Annotated in this window: 17 protein-coding genes and 3 pseudogenes; 14 read left to right on the top strand and 6 right to left on the bottom strand. The window is 60.6% G+C overall.

Going from position 1 to position 18,872, the window contains the following annotated elements; genetic code table 11:
* The first annotated feature begins 27 nt into the window (after positions 1 to 27).
* Entirely contained in the window at positions 28 to 852 is an 825-nt protein-coding gene (locus tag ACYZT1_RS16135) for an HpcH/HpaI aldolase/citrate lyase family protein (RefSeq protein WP_462015698.1), read from the top strand.
* A gap of 164 nt (positions 853 to 1,016) precedes the next feature.
* The gene (locus ACYZT1_RS16140) at positions 1,017 to 2,015 is read left to right on the top strand and encodes a TRAP transporter substrate-binding protein (protein ID WP_462015699.1); all 999 of its coding nucleotides are present in this window, start codon (positions 1,017 to 1,019) and stop codon (positions 2,013 to 2,015) included.
* Positions 2,016 to 2,079: 64 nt separating this feature from the next.
* Here ACYZT1_RS16140 and ACYZT1_RS16145 read toward each other — a convergent pair.
* Positions 2,080 to 2,346: pseudogene (locus ACYZT1_RS16145) on the bottom strand (alpha/beta fold hydrolase); the annotation flags it as partial.
* Between the two features lie 72 nt (positions 2,347 to 2,418).
* Between ACYZT1_RS16145 and ACYZT1_RS16150 the strand changes: the two are divergent.
* A complete protein-coding gene (locus ACYZT1_RS16150) occupies positions 2,419 to 2,718 on the top strand; it encodes a hypothetical protein (protein WP_462015700.1) in 300 nt (99 codons plus the stop codon).
* Between the two features lie 108 nt (positions 2,719 to 2,826).
* On the opposite strand, the gene ACYZT1_RS16155 is transcribed toward ACYZT1_RS16150, so the two are convergent.
* On the bottom strand, positions 2,827 to 3,705 hold the full coding sequence (locus ACYZT1_RS16155; protein WP_462015701.1) for a LysR family transcriptional regulator: 879 nt from the start codon (positions 3,703 to 3,705) through the stop codon (positions 2,827 to 2,829).
* 99 nt (positions 3,706 to 3,804) lie between these two features.
* Here ACYZT1_RS16155 and ACYZT1_RS16160 point away from each other — a divergent pair, with 99 nt between their 5' ends.
* From ACYZT1_RS16160 to ACYZT1_RS16200, 9 genes are all read left to right on the top strand, one after another.
* Complete coding sequence (locus ACYZT1_RS16160; protein ID WP_462015702.1) at positions 3,805 to 4,746, top strand: DMT family transporter; 942 nt, start codon at positions 3,805 to 3,807, stop codon at positions 4,744 to 4,746.
* A gap of 153 nt (positions 4,747 to 4,899) precedes the next feature.
* Positions 4,900 to 5,313 (top strand): response regulator, encoded by a 414-nt coding sequence (locus tag ACYZT1_RS16165; protein ID WP_462015703.1) that lies wholly within the window; start codon positions 4,900 to 4,902, stop codon positions 5,311 to 5,313.
* Between the two features lie 55 nt (positions 5,314 to 5,368).
* The gene (locus tag ACYZT1_RS16170) at positions 5,369 to 5,986 is read left to right on the top strand and encodes an LbetaH domain-containing protein (RefSeq protein WP_462015704.1); all 618 of its coding nucleotides are present in this window, start codon (positions 5,369 to 5,371) and stop codon (positions 5,984 to 5,986) included.
* 44 nt (positions 5,987 to 6,030) lie between these two features.
* On the top strand, positions 6,031 to 6,423 hold the full coding sequence (locus tag ACYZT1_RS16175; protein WP_462015705.1) for a hypothetical protein: 393 nt from the start codon (positions 6,031 to 6,033) through the stop codon (positions 6,421 to 6,423).
* Positions 6,420 to 6,812: a low affinity iron permease family protein gene (locus ACYZT1_RS16180; protein WP_462015706.1), complete on the top strand. Its 393-nt coding sequence runs from the start codon at positions 6,420 to 6,422 to the stop codon at positions 6,810 to 6,812. The genes ACYZT1_RS16175 and ACYZT1_RS16180 overlap by 4 nt, the downstream gene beginning before the upstream one ends.
* A gap of 182 nt (positions 6,813 to 6,994) precedes the next feature.
* Entirely contained in the window at positions 6,995 to 8,494 is a 1,500-nt protein-coding gene (gene glcD, locus ACYZT1_RS16185) for a glycolate oxidase subunit GlcD (protein ID WP_462015707.1), read from the top strand.
* A complete protein-coding gene (glcE, locus tag ACYZT1_RS16190) occupies positions 8,494 to 9,558 on the top strand; it encodes a glycolate oxidase subunit GlcE (protein WP_462015708.1) in 1,065 nt (354 codons plus the stop codon). Before glcD ends, glcE begins: the two co-directional genes overlap by 1 nt.
* A gap of 3 nt (positions 9,559 to 9,561) precedes the next feature.
* Positions 9,562 to 10,809 (top strand): glycolate oxidase subunit GlcF, encoded by a 1,248-nt coding sequence (gene glcF / locus ACYZT1_RS16195; protein WP_462015709.1) that lies wholly within the window; start codon positions 9,562 to 9,564, stop codon positions 10,807 to 10,809.
* Complete coding sequence (locus tag ACYZT1_RS16200; RefSeq protein WP_462015710.1) at positions 10,799 to 11,200, top strand: heme-binding protein; 402 nt, start codon at positions 10,799 to 10,801, stop codon at positions 11,198 to 11,200. The genes glcF and ACYZT1_RS16200 overlap by 11 nt, the downstream gene beginning before the upstream one ends.
* Positions 11,201 to 12,024: 824 nt before the next feature.
* Here the strand turns inward: ACYZT1_RS16200 and ACYZT1_RS16205 are convergent.
* Positions 12,025 to 12,908, bottom strand: a pseudogene (locus ACYZT1_RS16205) (LysR family transcriptional regulator).
* Positions 12,909 to 13,042: 134 nt separating this feature from the next.
* On the opposite strand from ACYZT1_RS16205, the gene ACYZT1_RS16210 reads away from it, so the two are divergent.
* Together ACYZT1_RS16210 and ACYZT1_RS16215 are read left to right on the top strand one after the other, a co-directional pair.
* Positions 13,043 to 13,831: an SDR family NAD(P)-dependent oxidoreductase gene (locus ACYZT1_RS16210; RefSeq protein ID WP_462015711.1), complete on the top strand. Its 789-nt coding sequence runs from the start codon at positions 13,043 to 13,045 to the stop codon at positions 13,829 to 13,831.
* 97 nt (positions 13,832 to 13,928) lie between these two features.
* Positions 13,929 to 14,541: pseudogene (locus tag ACYZT1_RS16215) on the top strand (nitroreductase family protein).
* A gap of 69 nt (positions 14,542 to 14,610) precedes the next feature.
* Here the strand turns inward: ACYZT1_RS16215 and ACYZT1_RS16220 are convergent.
* The 3 genes from ACYZT1_RS16220 to ACYZT1_RS16230 form a co-directional block, all read right to left on the bottom strand.
* The gene (locus tag ACYZT1_RS16220) at positions 14,611 to 15,663 is read right to left on the bottom strand and encodes an NAD(P)H-dependent flavin oxidoreductase (RefSeq protein WP_462015712.1); all 1,053 of its coding nucleotides are present in this window, start codon (positions 15,661 to 15,663) and stop codon (positions 14,611 to 14,613) included.
* 84 nt (positions 15,664 to 15,747) lie between these two features.
* Positions 15,748 to 18,000: an ATP-binding protein gene (locus ACYZT1_RS16225; RefSeq protein WP_462015713.1), complete on the bottom strand. Its 2,253-nt coding sequence runs from the start codon at positions 17,998 to 18,000 to the stop codon at positions 15,748 to 15,750.
* On the bottom strand, positions 17,997 to 18,611 hold the full coding sequence (locus tag ACYZT1_RS16230) for a biliverdin-producing heme oxygenase (RefSeq protein WP_462015714.1): 615 nt from the start codon (positions 18,609 to 18,611) through the stop codon (positions 17,997 to 17,999). Before ACYZT1_RS16230 ends, ACYZT1_RS16225 begins: the two co-directional genes overlap by 4 nt.
* Between the last annotated feature and the right edge of the window lie 261 nt (positions 18,612 to 18,872).

The following is an 18,872-nucleotide window of genomic DNA, read 5'->3' on the forward strand; positions in this document are numbered from 1 at the left end:
AACTTGAACGCTCAAGAGGATTCATGCATGCGCCCAACCATCGTCCGCTCCGCGCTGTTCGTGCCCGGCAGTCGCCCCGAGCGTTTTGCCAAGGCCCTGGCCGCTGGCGCCGACGCGGTCATCGTCGATTTCGAGGACGCCGTGGAGGAACCGTTGAAACGTCAGGCCCGCGATAATCTGGCGGACTTTTTCAGCGAGCAGCCACAGGCTTCGGTCTGGGTGCGCGTCAATGCACCGGGGCACCCGGAACACGTCGCGGATCTGACGTTTTGCAAGCAACACAATGGCGTCGTCGGCATTCTGCTGCCCAAGGTCGAAAGCGCCGCACACGTCGCCGCCGTGTGGCAAACCGGCAAGCCGCTCTGGCCGATTATCGAAAGCGCCAAAGGCCTGCTGGCGCTGGAACAGATTGCCCACGCCGAGGGGGTCGAGCGCTTGTCATTCGGCAGCCTCGACCTCGCCCTCGATTTGAACCTGAACACCGGCAGCGCCGCCGCGCTGCTTTTTCTCGATCAGGCGCGCATGGCCGTGCAATTGCATTCGCGCGGGGCCGACTTGCTGCCACCGCTGGATGGCGTGTTCCCGGCCATCGGTGATCCCGACGGTTTGCAGCGGGCCGTCCGTCATGCGTACGACATGGGTTATGGCGGCGCGCTGTGCATTCATCCCAATCAGGTGGCGGTCATTCATGCTGCCCTCGTCCCCAGCACAGATGATCTGAACTGGGCACGTCGAGTCGTGCAAGCCAGCGCGGCGGCGCACGGCGCCGGTGCTTTTCAGCTGGATGGACAAATGATCGACGCCCCGGTGTTGCTGCGCGCGCAACGGCTGCTGGCCCTGGCGGCCAACTGAACGCGTTCAGCGCGTCCGAATGCAGGGTTACGCAAAAGCTGATTCAGCAAACGCGCCCGATTCGGCATCTTGAGCATGGAGAAATTTCTAAACTGCCTCACCCGCGAGGGCTCAACACGTCCTCAACGACTGACTTCCCCTACAACAATAAAAAGGTGATCACGATGTTGAAGCTGACCAAGGCGATGCTCTGCGCCGCCGCCATTTCCATGGCAGGCCTCGCGCAGGCGGCCGACCCGATAATCATCAAATTCGCCCACGTGGTGGCCGACAATACGCCCAAAGGCCAAGGCGCCCTGATGTTCCAGAAACGGGTGGCCGAACATCCGCAGCTCAAGGACCGGGTCAAGGTCGAGGTCTATCCGAACTCGGCGCTGTTTGGTGACGGCAAGGAGATGGAAGCGTTGTTGGTGGGCGATGTGCAGATGCTGGCGCCGTCGCTGGCGAAGTTCGAGCAGTACACCAAAAAAGTGCAGATTTTCGACCTTCCCTTCCTGTTCAACGACCTGGCCGCGGTCGACCGTTTTCAGCAAGGCCCGCAGGGCAAAGCGTTGCTGTCGTCGATGAACGACAAGGGCATTCATGGCATGGCCTATTGGCACAACGGCCTCAAGCAGCTGTCGGCGAACAAGAAAGTGATACTGCCCAAGGACGCCCGCGGCCTGAAATTTCGCGTGCAGGCGTCAAGTGTGCTCGAAGAACAGTTCAAGGCGATCCGCGCCAACCCGCGCAAGATGAGTTTTGCCGAGGTTTACCAAGGCTTGCAGACCGGCACCGTCAACGGCACAGAAAACACCTGGTCCAATTACGAGAGCCAGAAAGTCTACGAGGTGCAGCCGTTCTTCACTGAAACCAACCATGGCCTGATCGATTACATGGTCATCACCAACGCCAAATTCTGGAACGGCCTGCCAGAAGATGTGCGCGGCGAGCTGCAAACAATCATGGATCAAGTCACCGTCAAGGTGAACGAACAGGCCGAAGCCCTGAACCGCACGGCCAAGCAAACGATCATCGACGCCAAGACCAGCGAGATCTCCCCGCTGACGCCTGAACAACGCCAGCAATGGCGCGACGCGATGCGCCCGGTGTGGGACAAGTTCTCCGATGAAATCGGCGCCGACCTGATCAAGGCAGCGGACGATTCCAACAAGGCGTCTTGATTGCCAGGCGTTACAGGTGACAGTGAGAGCCGCGCCCGGGCTCTCACGTCATCCGCAGTAAATGCTACGACTGCACGAACGCCAGCAGGTCGGCATTGAGTCGCTCCTTGTGGGTGTCGGTGATCCCGTGCGGTGCGCCTTCATAGACGATCAGTGTGTTGTCCTTGATCAGTTTCGCCGAGGCCCGCCCGGCGGCATCGATGGGCACGATCTGATCGTTGTCGCCGTGGAAAATCAGCGTCAGATCCTCGGTGAAGTCGGTTTCGGGAAACGCCTTGATGCTGTCGTAAGTGTTCTTGTGGCCCCCGCGCACGCCCTGCAACCACCAGGCTCCGCTTCCACGGAGCGGGTGCAAAACCGTCTACGCTGAAAAGAGCAGATGGTCTGAATCAGGGGAACCGGCATGAATGGATCGACAGCGGCGCACTGCTCGTCATGGGTCATTCTTGGCATGCTCGCGACCCTGCTCGGCCTGACGACAGGCTGTTCAGGCAAAGCTGCGACGTCTCGCTACACTCCTTCAAGCACCGGTTCAAGTTGCTACGCCAAAGCGCTTCCGAGCATTGGTGAGGGCGGCCTGGCCTGGGGCGACACTTTGAACGTGGCGCGCAACAAATCCATGAACAATTGCATCCGTTATGCCGAGCGTTCCGGCGGCACGCCGAATACCTGCCAAGTGGTGTTGGCGGAGTGCAGGAAGTGACCCTGTTGCGACCGCCGAGGCGTTGTCCGGACGAGCGACCTGGCCATTCGGCAATTCTTGTTAACTTTAATAATCGCTGGCCTGTTTAGCAGCTGGCGACCCCGGCCGCTACAGTGGTCTGCGATGAAAATCATGCCCGATCAATCCCACCAGCACTTCAGCTGCCGCACTCAGCTCGCCGGGCGCTGACATCAAGCGCAGTTCATGCACGGGCAGCTCGGGGAATCCGTCTGCCGCCGTCAGCACGCGCATGCCTTCACTGACCCGGGCGCGGTCGACGATGCCGATCGCCAGGCCCGCCTCCACGGCGGCATCCAGCGCGATAACGCCTGCGCTGATGATCACCGTCCGCCAGCGTCGACCCTGCCGCGACAGGCTATCAACGGCGACCGCGCGATATGGGCAGCCCTTGCCATGCAACGCCAACGGAACCGGTTTGCTCAGGTCCAGCGCATAGTCGTGCGCAGCGACCCAGACGGGCTCGGTGACCCCGAAGGTTTTCACACAACGTTCGGCCGGTGCCGCCGCGTCAACCGGTTCGACCAGCAGCGCCATATCCAGCTGCCCGCGCTCAAGGCGCACGCCCAAGCGCCCACTGTTCCCGGTTTCGACTTCCAGCTCGATCCCCGGAAAGTCCGCCGTCAGGTGTGGCAACGTACAGCCCAGCACGGCAGCGGCATACTCCTCGGAGATTCCCAGCCTGATCCGTCCACTGGCCACTGGAGCGGTGAAGCCGGCCAGCAGACGATCATGGAGCATCAGCAGCTCGGCGGTTTGCAGCGCGAAGCGTCGACCCAAAGGCGTCAGGGTGACGGTCTGATTGTCGCGCTCCAGCAAGCGCCCGCCCGCCAGCGCCTCCAGTCGGCGAACGTGCAGGCTCACCGCCGAAGGACTCTTGTTCAAAAAATTCGCCGCTGCGAGAAACTGGCCAAAGCGCACGATGGCCTGAAAAGTTCGCAGCAGGTCAATTTCCAGCGTCTCCGACATGGTTCAGGATTCCTGCATCAGTGCTGCTGATCGTATCGTTTGATTGCACCAGCCATTCCTTCATACCATCGAATCCAGCCCACTGTCAGGTGCCAACCGATGAACGTTGCCCTATCTCGAGTATCGCTGTGGGGAAGCGCCCTGCTTCTGCTGACCATGGTCATCAGTTGGAGCTCCGGCTTCATCGGCTACCGTTATGCTGCCGATCAGGGCGGCGTCTACCTTGCGTCGCTGTGGCGTTTCGTTCTCGCGGCGGCGGTGTTGCTGCCCTTCGCCTGGAGGGGATTGCGAGCGCTGTGCCGTCGCGATGTCATCCATCAAAGTTTGCTGGGTGTGTTCGCCATCGGCGGCTACATCGGGCCGATCGCCGGCGCGATCCAACTGGGCGTCGCCCCCGGTACCGCTGCGGTCATCGCCAATCTGTTGCCCTTGACGATTGTGGTGCTGGCCGGCTGCGTGCCGGGGCAACGCACGCGAGGCTGGCAATGGCTGGGATTGGCGCTGTGTCTGCTGGGCATGCTGGTGGCGAGCAGCGCCAGCGTCGAATGGAGCGCCGCCAATCTGTGGGCTTATGTTTTGCCCCTGCTGGCGGTGTTCTCGCTGGCGGCAGCGACGCTGTATGAAAAAGCCGCACCCGGTGCCTCGATGCCTGCGCCGACTGCGTTGTTCATTCAAGTCTGCGCCGTCACGCCGGTATTCGCCGTGCTGGCGTACTTTGAAGGCGCACTGCTACCGCCTGCCACCGCGGGTTTCGCCGCGGGTGTCGCGTGGCTGGTGTTCTTCGCAACGGTTGGGGGCTATGGTTCTTACTGGTTGTGCCTGCAACGCTTCAGCGTGCAAAAAATCAGTGGCGCACTGTTTTTGGCGCCGCCTGTCACGCTGCTGTGGGCGTGGCTGCAGTTTGGCGACCCCTTGCCCGTCAGCGCTTTGGCGGGCATCGGCCTGACGTTGCTGGGTTTGCCATTGCTGGGAATGAAGTCGCCAGACACAGTGGTTGAACGTGACAGCCGTCGAGACGACCTGAGTCAATGTCGTGAATAAGTCCGCGCTACGCAATCGGTGGAGGAATAAACCAATCCGTTGACCTGCGACATATAACGAATGATTTCCAGCGGGCGCATCGCGAAAATGGACATACACTCAGACACTGACTTCAGTGACGTCGGCCTTCGGGCCTGGCTAAGGAATCAATGAGTGAATGTGAATTGGGAAGGGATATTGCCGATTCAGGGCGAAATCATCGTGGTCGAGGACGACCCGACGCTGCGTTCCTTGATGGTGGACATCGTCGAAGAAATCGGCGCCAAGGCCACCGCGTTCGACACGGCCGACGATGCCTTGACCTACCTCTTGCATGCGCACGAACAATGCCGCCTGGTGATCGCCGATCACGGCGTGCCGGGGCAAGTGCAAGGGACGGAGTTCATCGAAATGGTGCGGGGACAATGGCCGCACATCTCGGCGATTCTGACATCCGGTTATCTGATTGATCCACAGACGCTGCCCGCCTTGACGCTGTACCTGCACAAACCGTGGTCACTGGATGAGCTGGTGCTGGCAGTGACGCAACTGCTTCAACCGGATCAGCCCGTGAAAAAGTCCGGTTAGCCAGCTGACACTTTACGGGCTCCGTCATCAACGACCCGACCAAGAGATTTTTGCATTGACTGAAATTGATATCTCTCGATTTATTTCCCGCTGGCAGGATCTCGGGTTAGCGGACGCGGCTACGCAGGCCTGGGACGTCACCCAGGCCGCCGAACATCACGTTGTGACGCTGCTCGGGAGACTAGGGCCCGGTTACCGTCTGCAAGGAAGCGTCGCGGTCCACGAGACAGCCACAGTTGAGCCGGGGGCAATCCTCAAAGGTCCAGTGGTGGTCGGTCCGCATTGTTTTGTTGCAGCAGGGGCATACCTTCGCGGCGGCACTTACCTGGCAAGCCGCTGCATCATCGGCCCCGCTTGTGAGCTGAAGAGCAGCTTCATGCTGGACGGCAGCAAGCTAGCGCATTTCAATTTCGTGGGCGATTCGCTACTGGGTGCAAACGTCAATGTCGAGGCTGGTGCCGTGATCGCCAACTACCGCAATGAGTTCGAGGGCGCGAACATCACGATTCTCGTCAATCAACGCATTATCGAAACGGGCGTCTGCAAGTTCGGAGCTCTGGTGGGTGACGGTGTACGAATTGGCGCCAACGCGGTGGTGGCGCCGGGTGCACTGCTGGAGCCGCGCACTATTGTGCCCAGACTGGGGCTGATCGATCAGGGTGGCTCTCGCTGACCGACGGTGTACCAGTCTGAACCTGCGCGTCGGATACCTGCCTAATGGAAGAATCCAGCGAAGCGAGTCATCACATGCATATGTCCGAGGCATACCAAATCATGGAAGCCCTTTCCACCAATGACGCCAACATGAAAATTCGCGAAGGCTGGAAGCTGCTTTCCGTCGTGGTTACTACTCATCCCAATGGCCACCTTCACCCTGCTATATATTGGCTAAAGGGCAGCCTAACGATCAGAAGTCTGCAGCAGACTGACACCTTCGAATGGTGCGAAGCGCTCAGCCCGCGGAGTACGCTTTCTTTTCTCCGTATCAATCCGCTGACTGCTTTTTTGGAGGCCGGCGAGACGTTAATCACGCCTTGGGAATTTGTAATAAAGAATTTCAGCGGCGGTTTGTGGTCTATTCCGAACCACAAGCCAGAGCCCGCCTCATGAAATTTTCAAAATTCTGCCAAGCCCTCTCCAACCGAGCCGGCAGTTCGAAGACCTTTCTCACCGCCATCATGTTGATCATTGCGTGGGCCGTCACCGGTCCGTTGTTCAATTACAACGACACGTGGCAACTGATCATCAATACCTCGACCACGATCATCACTTTCCTGATGGTGTTCCTCATCCAGAACACGCAAAACCGTGACAATGACATCCTGCATTTGAAAATCGACGAGCTGATTCGAGCCACCAAGGAAGCGCAGAACGCCACCTTGTCACTGGACAAAATGGGCACCCGGGACTTGCGCAAACTGCGCAAGCATTACAGCTCGCTGGGTGATCCCGAGCAGATCCGGTTTGACACCGAGTCTGCGGAAGATCAGCGCCCTTGAGCCAAAAACGATAACGTCCTGATCGGCTTAGTGTTTTTCAGGGGCGCAGTTTGGTCCCTGAAGATTCCGCTTCCAACAGTGCAACAACGCATGGACAGCCGACCGCCGCGGGCCAATGATGCATAGGTGCGCAATACCGGAAACAGACCTCGAATAACAATAAACGAGTGCCGTGACTGCCTATGAACATCCTCTACGACGAACGCGTCGACGGCGTGCTGCCGAATGTCGACAAAGCCGCGCTGATCCAGGCACTGAACGAGCAGATGCCGAACCTGGACGTGCTGCATCAGCCAGAAGAGTTGCGGCCGTACGAATGCGACGGATTGTCGGCCTATCGCACCACGCCGATGCTGGTGGTGTTGCCACGGCACCTCGATGAGGTGCAAGGCGTGTTGCGGCTGTGTCATGAAAGGCGTGTGCCGGTCATCGCCCGAGGCGCCGGCACCGGGTTATCCGGTGGCGCCCTGCCCTTGGAGAAAGGCGTGCTGCTGGTGATGGCGCGCTTCAACAATATTCTGCACATCGACCCTGCGGCTCGCACTGCGCGAGTTCAGCCGGGGGTGCGCAACCTGGCGATTTCCCAGGCCGCCGCACCGTTTGGCCTGTATTACGCGCCTGATCCCTCTTCGCAGATTGCTTGCTCGATTGGCGGCAACGTCGCCGAAAACGCTGGCGGTGTGCACTGCTTGAAGTACGGCCTGACCGTGCACAACCTGCTCAAGGTCGACATCCTGACCGTAGACGGTGAGCACCTCAGCCTGGGCTCCCAGGCACTCGACTCGCCAGGCTTTGATCTGCTCGCGCTGTTCACCGGTTCCGAGGGCATGCTCGGAGTGATCACCGAAGTCACGGTCAAACTGCTGCCGAAACCGCAAACTGCCAAGGTGCTGCTGGCCGCCTTCGACAGCGTGGAGAAAGCCGGGCGTGCCGTCGGTGACATCATCGCGGCAGGCATCATCCCCGGTGGTCTGGAGATGATGGACAACCTGGCGATCCGCGCCGCGGAAGACTTTATTCACGCCGGTTACCCGGTCGACGCCGAAGCCATTCTGCTGTGCGAGCTCGACGGCGTCGAAGCCGATGTCCATGCAGATTGCGACAACGTTCGTCTGGTGCTGCAACAGGCTGGCGCCATCGAAGTGCGGCTCGCCAAAGACGAGGCCGAGCGCGTGCGCTTCTGGGCCGGACGCAAGAATGCCTTTCCAGCGGTGGGTCGGCTCTCGCCGGATTACTACTGCATGGACGGCACGATCCCGCGCCGCGCATTGCCCGGCGTCCTGCAAGCGATTGCGGCGTTGTCGGCTGAATACGATCTGCGCGTGGCCAACGTTTTTCACGCCGGCGACGGCAACATGCACCCACTGATTCTGTTCGACGCCAATCAGCCGGGCGAACTTGATCGCGCCGAAGCGCTGGGCGGCAAGATCCTTGAGTTGTGCGTGAAAGTCGGCGGCAGCATCACCGGTGAACACGGGGTCGGCCGCGAGAAAATCAATCAGATGTGCGCGCAGTTCAACAGCGATGAGCTGACGCTGTTTCATGCCGTTAAAGCCGCGTTCGATCCGAGCGGCCTGCTCAACCCCGGGAAGAACATTCCGACGCTGCACCGCTGTGCCGAATTTGGCGCGATGCACGTGCACATGGGGCAACTGCCCTTCCCCGAACTGGAGCGCTTCTGATGCATGGCGAACGCGATCTCGATGACAGTGGCGCCCTGCTGGAGCAGGTCAACCAGGCGCTGCAAAACGTCACGCCGCTGCGCATTCAGGGCTCCAACAGCAAGGCTTTTCTCGGTCGCATTACGGCGGGCGAAGTGCTCGACACGCGCTCGCACCGCGGCATCGTCAGCTACGACCCGACCGAATTGGTGATCACCGCCCGTTGCGGTACCCCTCTGGCCGAGCTCGCGCAGGTGCTGGACCAGGCACAGCAGATGTTGCCGTGCGAGCCCCCTGCTTTCGGTGACGACGCCACGGTGGGCGGCATGATCGCCAGCGGCTTGTCCGGGCCTCGTCGGCCGTGGTCGGGTTCGGTGCGGGATTTCGTCTTGGGTACGCGGGTCATCACCGGGCTCGGCAAGCACTTGCGCTTCGGTGGCGAAGTGATGAAAAACGTGGCCGGTTACGACCTGTCGCGCCTGATGGCGGGCAGCTTCGGCTCACTTGGCGTGATCACTGAAGTATCGCTGAAGGTGCTGCCCAAACCGCGACAATGCCTGAGTATCAGCCTCGAGATGGATGCCGACCGCGCCTTGCTGCGCCTGGCGGAATGGGGCCAGCAACCGTTGCCGATCAGCGCCGCCTGCCACGACGGGCAGCGTTTGCACCTGCGCCTTGAAGGGGGCGAAGGGTCGGTAACGGCCGCCCATGACCGACTCGGTGGCGAGCTGCTGGACGCTTGTTTCTGGACTGATCTGAATGAGCACCGGCTGAATTTCTTCGACGAGGATCAGCCGCTTTGGCGCCTGTCCGTGCCGAACAATACCTCGCGCCTGTCGTTACCGGGTCGGCAACTGCTCGATTGGGGCGGCGCCCAGCGCTGGTTGAAGTCGGATGCCGATGCCCCGTTCATTCGCAGAGTGGTCGACGAGGTTGGCGGGCACGTGACCTGCTACAGCCACGGGCTGAGCGACTGCCCGTTCCAGCCATTGCCCGAGGCGTTGATGCGCTACCACCGCAGCCTTAAACAGCAACTCGACCCTCAACAGATTTTCAACCCCGGCCGCCTGTATGCGGAGCTCTGAACCATGCAGACAACCCTGAGCGAAGCGTCGCGCCAACTGCCCCGCGCCGAAGAAGCCGAGAGCATTCTGCGGACCTGCGTGCATTGTGGTTTTTGCAATGCGACCTGCCCGACTTATCAGCTGCTGGGCGATGAGCTGGACGGCCCGCGTGGCCGTATCTATCTGATCAAGCAGGTGCTGGAAGGCAACGAGATTACCCGCAAAACGCAGCTGCATCTGGACCGCTGCCTGACCTGTCGCAATTGCGAAACCACCTGCCCCTCGGGCGTCGATTATCACAACCTGCTGGACATCGGACGCGCGGTGGTCGATGCAGCGGTTGTGCGTCCGCTTGACCAGCGGTTGCTGCGCGAAGGCTTGCGCGGCGTGGTGCCCAATCCCGGTCTGTTCAAGGCGTTGATCGGCAGCGGCCAGGTATTCCGCCCCTTGCTGCCGAACAGTCTGCAGGGCAAGTTGCCGCGCAAGGTCTACCCGAGCCGATCGCGACCGGTGACGCAACACACCCGCAAAGTGCTGATGCTCGAAGGCTGTGTGCAACCCAGCCTCTCGCCCAACACCAATGCGGCGACAGCGCGGGTTCTGGACCGTCTGGGCATCAGCATCATTCCTGCACGTGAAGCCGGTTGTTGCGGCGCGGTGGATTACCACCTCGACGCGCAAGCCGCCGGCCTTGATCGCGCTCGGCGCAACATTGATGCGTGGTGGCCGAGCGTTGAAAAAGGTGCCGAGGCGATTGTGCAGACAGCCAGTGGTTGCGGGGCGTTCATCAAGGATTACGGGCATTTGCTTCGGGCTGATCCGGCGTATGCCGCCAAGGCTCGCCAGGTCAGCGCGCTGGCCCGCGACCTCGTGGAAGTACTGCGCGATGAACCGCTTGAAACGCTCGCGCTTCACAGCGATCAGCGCCTGGCCTTTCACTGCCCATGCACTTTGCAGCACGCGCAAAAACTCGGCGGCGCGGTGGAAGCGCTGCTGATCCGCCTGGGTTTCAACCTTACGGCCGTACCGGACAGCCACTTGTGCTGCGGATCGGCCGGGACCTATTCCATCACTCAGCCGGTACTGGCGCGGCAGTTGCGCGATAACAAACTCAACGCGCTGGAAAGCGGCCATCCCGACGTCATCGTCACGGCCAATATCGGCTGTCAGTCCCATCTCGATGGCGCCGGCCGCACGCCTGTGCGGCACTGGATCGAGCTGGTTGAAGACGCCATGTCATCCCCGACTCAGGAGCAATCCGATGAACAGTAAAGCGATTTTGAGCCAGGTCGAAATCAGCCGTATTCTTGCCGCCGCCCGTAGCGAAGCGCAAAACAATCAATGGGCCGTGACCATCGTCATCGTCGACGACGGTGGCCATCCGCTCGCCCTGGAACGTCTCGACGGATGCGCACCCAGTGCCGCCTACATCGCCACCGAAAAAGCCCGCACCTCGGCACTCGGGCGGCGTGAATCGAAAGGCTATGAAGACATGGTCAACGGCGGACGCTACGCCTTCCTCTCGGCCCCCCTGCTCACCTCGCTGGAAGGTGGCGTGCCGATCATATACGACGGCCACGTGATCGGCGCGATCGGGGTGTCAGGGGTCAAAGCCGAGCAGGATGCCCAAGTGGCCAAGGCTGGTGCTCAGTGCCTGAAGTGAGCGGATGGGCCGACCTCATCGCGAGCAAGCTCGCTCCCACTGGGGATTGGTGGTGCGCATACATTCGGGATCTGGCTGCGGTCAATTGTGGGAGACAGCCTGCTGGCGACGGCGGTGTGTCAGTCGCGATTATCCGTCGGCTGTACTGGCCTCATCGCGAGCAAGCTCGCTCCCACTGGGGATTGGTGGTGTGCATACATTCGGGATCTGGCTGCGGTCAATTGTGGGAGACAGCCTGCTGGCGACGGCGGCGTGTCAGTCGCGATTATCGGTCGGCTGTACTGGCCTCATCACGAGCAGGCTCGCTCCCACAGGGGATTGGTGGTGCGCATACATTCGGGATCTGGCTGCGGTCAATTGTGGGAGACAGCCTGCTGGCGACGGCGGTGTGTCAGTCGCGATTATCCGTCGGCTGTACTGGCCTCATCACGAGCAGGCTCGCTCCCACTGGGGATTGGCGGTGCGCATACATTCGGGATCTGGCTGCGGTCAATTGTGGGAGACAGCCTGCTGGCGACGGCGGTGTGTCAGTCGCGATTATCCGTCGGCTGTACTGGCCTCATCGCGAGCAGGCTCGCTCCCACTGGGGATTGGTGGTGCGCATACACTCGGGATCTGGCTGCGGTCAATTGTGGGAGACAGCCTGCTGGCGACCGCGGTGTGTCAGTCGCGATTACCCGTCGGCTGTACTGGCCTCATCGCGAGCAGGCTCGCTCCCACTGGGATTGGTGGTGCGCATGAACTGTGCCTTCGGCCCGGACGCAGCCTTGCGGGCTCGGCAGCTGCTACAACGGCGTGTTACATCGGCTAAATGAGCGTGTCGATTAGTCATCGTGCAGTTCCCCAGCGAGGAAATCCACCAGCGCCGAGACGCGTCTGCTGGTTGTGCGGCCGGTGGTCACTGCGTACAGGTCCACGTGCGCGGGAATGAATTCATCGAGCACTGTTTCGAGCAAGCCTGATTCGATTTCGCGGCGCACTTCCCAGCGGTTCTTGATCATCACGCCGTGCCCCTGCAACGCCCAATGGCGCAATACCCCGCCGTCGTTGGCAATACGGTTTCCCGAAACCCGCACAGTGACCGGCTTGCCGTCGACCATGAATGGCCAGGTCGAAAACGGCACGCCCGGTCGATGCAGGATCAGGCAATTATGCTCCGCTAACTGCTCGGGATGCCCCGGCCTGCCATGCGCATCCCAATAGCCAGGTGCCGCGCAGATGATCCGCTGGCTGCGCACCAACGCTCTGGACCGCAGGTTCGAATCCACCAGCGGGCCATTCGCAGCGCAAGGTCAAGGTTGTGTTCGATCATGTCGATAACGCCGTCGCCCAGATGCAGGGTGACCTGGATGTCCGGGTGCAATTGCATGAATCGATCAATGGCGGGCACCAGTTGTACACGGCCAAAATCGCTGGTCGCGGTCATGCGAATCGGCCCTTTCAAAGGTCCGCTCTGGCGGATCCCGTCGATCGCCGCTTCCCACTCCGCCAGAAACCGCCGGGCATAGACCAGAAACTGCTCGCCTTCATGGGTAAATGTCAGCTTGCGCGTGGACCGCGTGATCAGGCGAGCCGAGACACGTTCTTCCAGCTGCTGCAACGCAAGGGTGACCGTCGAGGTGGCCACGGATTGCTGATGGGCCGCTGCCGTCAGGTTGCCGGCTTCTGCAATGCTGACGAACAGGCGCAAGGCATCAAGTGTGTCCATGACCGTTCAATCCGAAGCGGGGCCTGCGTCGACGATAATTCGGCAGGCTCGAAAAGTCATCTCGAATCCGGCCGGATTATCGTTGCAATGAAAATACCTCAGGATTGAGCCATCCACTGAATTGCGAGGTCATCATGAACATCGACTTTACCGGACGGAAGATTCTGGTTTCCGGCTCAACGAGCGGCATCGGTTTTGCAACGGCCAAGGGTTTCCTGCAGGCGGGTGCGCACGTGGTCATCAATGGGCGCAGTCAGCAAAGCGTCGAGAATGCTCTGCAACGCTTGGGCTCGCTGGCATCAAACGCCACAGGGTTTGCCGGCGATCTTGGCAGTGAGTCCGGCTTCCAAAAACTCGTGGCCGAGCATCGCACCTTCGATGTCGTCATCAACAACCTGGGTATTTTCAATCCGCAGGATTTCTTCGAGACACCTGACAGCGAATGGCAACGGTTTTTCGACATCAATGTCATGTCCGGCGTACGCCTCTCGCGGGCCTATGCCCAGGGCATGGTGGAGCGCAAATGGGGCCGCATCGTGTTCATTTCGTCCGAATCGGCGCTGAATATCCCTGCCGACATGATCCATTACGGATTCACCAAAACCGCTCAACTGGCCGTGTCCCGCGGTTTGGCCAAGCGCCTGGCCGGCACCGGAGTAACGGTCAACGCCGTGTTGCCAGGGCCGACGCTCTCCGAGGGTGTCGCTGAAATGCTCAAGCCCGCGGTCGAAAGCTCCGGCGACAGTCTGGAGCAAGTGGCAGCCGATTTCGTCAACGCCCACCGCGGCTCCTCGATCATTCGACGTGCGGCCAGCGTCGAGGAAGTGGCCAACATGATCATTTACGTCAGCTCCGAACAGGCATCTGCCACCACCGGCGCCGCGCTGCGCGTCGATGGCGGCGTGGTCGACAGCATCGTCTGACAGATGCCCGGCGTGGGCGCGTTTCATTCATTCAGCCTGGCGGTGCGTCGTCCATCCAACACGACCGCCGCCAACCTTCAGAGAGTGAAAATTTGCGATGAAAGATCCAATCATCAGCGCCATTGAGGCGCGTCGTACCGTCAACCTGTTTGATGCGTCGCGGCGCATTGAGGAGGAGCAAATCGCCGAGTTGGTTCGGCTGGCGACCACCGCACCGACGGCGTTCAACCTGCAGAACTGGCGTTTTATCGCTGCGCATACAGGCGAAGGCGCGTCTGCGCAAGATTGCCTGGGATCAGGCCAAGGTTACCGAGGCGGCCGTAACGTTTATTGTGTGCGGCCAGTTGGCGGACTACAGGACGATTCCTGACCGCTTGGCGCCGTCGGTTGAGGCCGGTTTGATGCCTGAGCAGATGGTGCCGGGCTGGGAAGGCGCGGCGAAAAGTCTTTACCATGATCAACCGCTGAGGCAGCGCGACGAAGCAGTCCGCACGGCAACTTTTGGCGCTGGCACGCTTATTTATGCGGCGCAAGCGATGGGTTTGGGGTCTTCGCCAATGATCGGTTTTGATGCCGAGGCGGTGGCCGAGGAGTTCGGGCTGGCCGAGGATGAGATTGCGGTGATGTTGGTGGCTGTCGGGGAGCCGCTGCCGGAAAACTGGCCGCAAAAGCCGCGTCGCCCGCTGACTCAGGTGTTGAGTGTTGTTTGATTAAGGGGCATTGCAAAACCTTGTAGCAGCCGGACGCAGGCTGCGCCAGCTGCTGCAGGTTTGTGTCGTTCACTCAGCATTCATTTCGGCCGCCAGCCATCTCACCAACTCGGCAGCAGGCAATTCACGCGCCAGCGGTGCGCCTTGACCGGCCCATTGCACCGCGAAGTCGCTGTTGTTTTTTGCGCTGGCGGCGGTGTTAAGGGCTTTGTTGGCGTCGTAGGCAATCGGGTAGTCCGGCACGGCAGCGCCGCTGATTTGCAGATCGCTGAAGTTGCGATTGACCATGCCCCGCGCCGGGCGTCCGGAGATGGCGCTGGTGACTTGCGTGTGGTGCGCTCTTGGGCTTTTCAGGGCTTCGCGCCAAGCGGTGTTGGTGGACGATTCCGGGCAGAGGATGAACGCCGTGCCCAATTGGGCAGCGCTCGCACCCAGCTGCAGAACGGCGTTGATCCCTGCGCCATCCATGATGCCGCCGGCGGCGATCACGGGTAGCGTACTCGCGGCGCTGAGGACGCGCACCAGGGCGAAGGTGCCCATTTCACTGTCCTGTTGCGGATCGAACACTCCCCGATGCCCCCCCGCCTCGAACCCTTGCGCCACCAGCGCGTGCACGCCGGCCTGTTCCGCCAGACGCGCTTCAGCCAGGTTCGTCACCGAGCACAACAAAACAATCCCGGCATTCTTCAGCGCGTCGACCGCGGCCTGCGGAGGCAGCCCAAAATGGAAACTGACCACCGCCGGTTTTTCTTCCAGCAGCATCTGCAGCATGGCCGGATCGGCCACGAACGAGGTGTAAATCTCGCGCAGTGAAGCAGGAGGCGCGGCGTTGAACTCGGCGAAACAGGGCGCGAGCGCTTTCAGCCACTGCGCTTCACGATCGCGGTCCTGAACGGCTGGCGCGTGGCAGAACAGATTGACGTTGAACGGCTTGTCAGTCAGCGCTGCCGTCTCGCGCAGCATCGCCCGCGCTTGCTCGGCGGTGCTCGCGCCGATACCAATCGCGCCGAGGCCACCGGCATTCGACACCGCTGCGGCAAGCTTGGGAGTGGACACACCGACCATGGGCGATTGCAGAATCGGCAGCTCGATGTTCAGCAGGGACAGCAATGAACGGGACATGGGATCACCTGAAAATGCCTTGAAGGCAAACTTTACGCATCAATAAAGTGCTCCGTAAAATGCAACCGACGGGACGCCAGACTTCTACCGCTGCACAATCGCGCGATTCAACTTCGGCACGGTGAAGCTGAACTCCGTCCCGCGACCGACTACGCTCTGCGCTTCGATATGTCCGCCGTGAGCATTGACGATGCCCTGGGTAATGTAAAGACCGAGCCCGGTGCCTGTGGGATTGCCGTCCTTGACCGTCCAGTAACGGTCGAACACGTGCGGCAGCTGGTCCTGCGCAATGCCTTCGCCGTTATCACGCACGCTGAAAACAATGTCATCCCCCGCCGCCATCGCAGACACGCCGATCTTGCCGCCGCGAGGAGTGAACTTGATGGCGTTGCCAACCAGGTTCGACAGCACCTGGAACAGGCGCTCGGGATCTCCATGGATGCTGAGCTGCGGTTCGGCCGTGAAGGAAATCTCGATGTCCTTGTCCAGCGCCAGTGGCGACAGCAACGAATCGGCCTCTTCAAACATTTCGTCGACGGCAATGCGCTGCGGCTTAATCGAGTAGCGGCCGGCGTCGATTTTGGACGTATCGAGCAGATCTTCAAGCAGGGTGTTCATACGCCCGGCAGCCTGCTGCATGGTGTCGATGGCGCGACTGATGCGCCGCGAAGTGTGCGGCCCTTTTGAGCTGAAGACTTTCTGCATCATGCCGCAGAGCATCGAAATGACCGTCATCGGTGTACGCAGGTCGTGAGAGACCACGGCCACCAGATCATCGCGGGCCTGCACCGCTCGCTGTTCGCGCACCACCTGACGGGCCAGATCGGATTCCAGCGCGGAACGTCGCAGGTCGTTGGCCGCGAACAGATCACCACCGCTCCACTTGGTGGAAATGCCGGCCATTTCCACCTTCCAGATCTCGAACGAGGTACGCGGACGCAGGCGCAGCCCCGTATCGGAATCTTCCAGGTTGACCGGCTTGGCCGGATCGCCGCTCCAGCTGATGTTCTCCTTCGCTTCCGGACGGAACCACAACACGCCATTGTCGACCGGCTTGGGCAGGCTCATGGCAAGCACGCCGCTGGCAACGGGCGCAAATGCCGCAGCAGGCGGGTACACCTGCGACAGCTGATGGCTGGCAAATACCTGCTGAGAGGACGCTTGCAGCCATTTGTGCAGCGCTCGAATGTCCTCCGGCTCGGGGCAGTTGCCGTAGCGATGCAACTTGTTGTCGTCAATGACCGCCACACCGCCGGCATTGGCCAGCGCCATCAATACCGCAGGCTGCTGCGCCAGACCGTCGAAGACCGTTTCGGGCGAGTCGATCATCGCCTGATTGAGCAGCGCCAGCGCCTCGATTTTTTCCTCTCGCTGGCGGCTGATTTCCAACGCTTGCATCGCACTGATCTGCAGCGACAAGACCTGGCCGATGGTCTGGCAGGCGCTGCGCAATTCATGTGGCACGTGCAGTGGCTGGCGATTGCCACAGCTGATCAGGCCCCAGAGTTTGTCGCCCTTGAGCAATGAGATGCTCATGGAGGACAACACGCCCATGTTTTTCATGTACTGACAGTGGATCGGCGATACGCTGCGCAGGTGGGCGAAGCTCAAATCCAGCGGCTGGCCGGTGTCCGGACGCAATGTTGGCACCAGTGGCACGGGCTGGTAATCAGCATTGGGGATGATCCGCAGCCAGTTGGTTCGATACAGTTCGCGGGCCTGTTCGGGAATGTCCGACGCCGGAAAAAACAGACCTTGGTACACATCCATGGACGGCGACGTCGCCTCGGCGATCACCTGGCCGTGGCCCTCTTCTTCAAAGCGATAGATCAGCACCCGGTCGTAACCGGTGATCGCCTGGATTTCCTGGACACTGCTTTCGTACAACGACTGCAGTGTCTTCGCCGCTTGCAGGCGCTGCAACATGCGCCCCAGGTTATTGCCCTTGCCGTCCACGACGGGTTGCGCAGGCGGGGTTTGAACCTCCAGTTCCAGCATTAGCACGCCCTGGTGCCGATGTACAAAACCCTCGAACTTTGCGTCATTGAGAGTGAAATGCAAGTTGGGGATGTCGAGTGGATTGTCATACTGCGCAGCCTGCTCGACCTCGCGCGCATAAGCGTCGCCAAGGAGCAGATCCAGCGTTGCACCCAATACGTCCTGCGGCATGCGCCGCAGCAGGGTTTCGACGTTGGCACTGACTTGCACGATGCGCATGTCCGGCTCCGACAAGGTCAGCAGCACACCGTGTGGCTGGATGGCGCCGGGCGTGCGAATCGGTTCGTCGTCACAATTGGCCAGTAATTCATCAAAGGCGTCTTTGTCCAACCGGTTCATAACAATACCTCGGAGCTCTCAAGCCAGTTTTCGAAGCAGGCAAATGTCGTTTGGGCAGCGTTCACCACGCAGTGCCGCGCGGCTGGCTCCAGTGGAAAAGTGGCCAGATAGCCGATGAAATCGCGCCAGCGTCGGCCGGTCGCATCACCATAAATATCCAGGAAAGCGGCGCCATTGGCAGCGTCCAGATTGAGCCGGGAGGCGATCTCGCGACGCAGGATCTGTCCGCCCAACGTAGCGCCTTCAAGCACATAAAAAACGCCCAGACAGGCTTCGGCAGAGTCGATCACAGGCAAGGACCGGCACAGCGGCAATCCGGCGATTTCGCGTTCGGTCAGCCCCAATGCCAGCAAGTCGCCGTGCAATGTGGCGGTTTTGAGTCGTTCGGTCAAAACGAAATCTGGCGGCGCTTGATGGCTGTCTTGCAGACGTCGCTCCAGGGGCTGGTAAAAACCAAAATACGCCTGGATAAGTCGCTGGTAGTGATCGAGGTCAAGCACCGGGGAGAAAAACGGCAGGCGTTCTTCCAGGGCGATATGCAAGGGCGCGGTTTCGGCGCGCAACGCTTGAAGCACTAACGAAACTCCGACGCTGCGGCCATTTGATTGCATGTAGTGAGCTCTGGCGGTCGGGCCTCATCACGGCCGTGGGGGGAGGAAAAGCAGCAGGGAATGGTACGCAGGAACAGGGTTTTGTAAAAAAACCTGACCGGGCGTTCACATTTCAGGGAACTGTTTCCTTTGTGATCTGAGTTGGGCGCGGGCAAAAGATTCCACCGGGATCCAGATAAACGGCGCCAATCTTCAATCGACAGCACTGCAGAACAACAATCCGGCAACCCCCGCCGCTGTCTGACCAGCGACATCATCCAC

The sequence above is a fragment of the Pseudomonas sp. PB3P13 genome (assembly GCF_054897735.1).

What these genes read in the sequence shown, in the direction of transcription:
- ACYZT1_RS16175 (WP_462015705.1), top strand. Translation starts at nt 6,031, where the DNA reads ATGGAAGAATCCAGCGAAGCGAGTCATCACATGCATATGTCCGAGGCA.
- ACYZT1_RS16220 (WP_462015712.1), bottom strand. Translation starts at nt 15,663, where the DNA reads ATGTCCCGTTCATTGCTGTCCCTGCTGAACATCGAGCTGCCGATTCTG.
- ACYZT1_RS16200 (WP_462015710.1), top strand. Translation starts at nt 10,799, where the DNA reads ATGAACAGTAAAGCGATTTTGAGCCAGGTCGAAATCAGCCGTATTCTT.
- ACYZT1_RS16180 (WP_462015706.1), top strand. Translation starts at nt 6,420, where the DNA reads ATGAAATTTTCAAAATTCTGCCAAGCCCTCTCCAACCGAGCCGGCAGT.
- glcF (WP_462015709.1), top strand. Translation starts at nt 9,562, where the DNA reads ATGCAGACAACCCTGAGCGAAGCGTCGCGCCAACTGCCCCGCGCCGAA.
- ACYZT1_RS16225 (WP_462015713.1), bottom strand. Translation starts at nt 18,000, where the DNA reads ATGAACCGGTTGGACAAAGACGCCTTTGATGAATTACTGGCCAATTGT.
- ACYZT1_RS16210 (WP_462015711.1), top strand. Translation starts at nt 13,043, where the DNA reads ATGAACATCGACTTTACCGGACGGAAGATTCTGGTTTCCGGCTCAACG.
- ACYZT1_RS16160 (WP_462015702.1), top strand. Translation starts at nt 3,805, where the DNA reads ATGAACGTTGCCCTATCTCGAGTATCGCTGTGGGGAAGCGCCCTGCTT.
- ACYZT1_RS16135 (WP_462015698.1), top strand. Translation starts at nt 28, where the DNA reads ATGCGCCCAACCATCGTCCGCTCCGCGCTGTTCGTGCCCGGCAGTCGC.
- ACYZT1_RS16230 (WP_462015714.1), bottom strand. Translation starts at nt 18,611, where the DNA reads ATGCAATCAAATGGCCGCAGCGTCGGAGTTTCGTTAGTGCTTCAAGCG.
- ACYZT1_RS16150 (WP_462015700.1), top strand. Translation starts at nt 2,419, where the DNA reads ATGAATGGATCGACAGCGGCGCACTGCTCGTCATGGGTCATTCTTGGC.
- glcE (WP_462015708.1), top strand. Translation starts at nt 8,494, where the DNA reads ATGCATGGCGAACGCGATCTCGATGACAGTGGCGCCCTGCTGGAGCAG.
- glcD (WP_462015707.1), top strand. Translation starts at nt 6,995, where the DNA reads ATGAACATCCTCTACGACGAACGCGTCGACGGCGTGCTGCCGAATGTC.
- ACYZT1_RS16155 (WP_462015701.1), bottom strand. Translation starts at nt 3,705, where the DNA reads ATGTCGGAGACGCTGGAAATTGACCTGCTGCGAACTTTTCAGGCCATC.
- ACYZT1_RS16140 (WP_462015699.1), top strand. Translation starts at nt 1,017, where the DNA reads ATGTTGAAGCTGACCAAGGCGATGCTCTGCGCCGCCGCCATTTCCATG.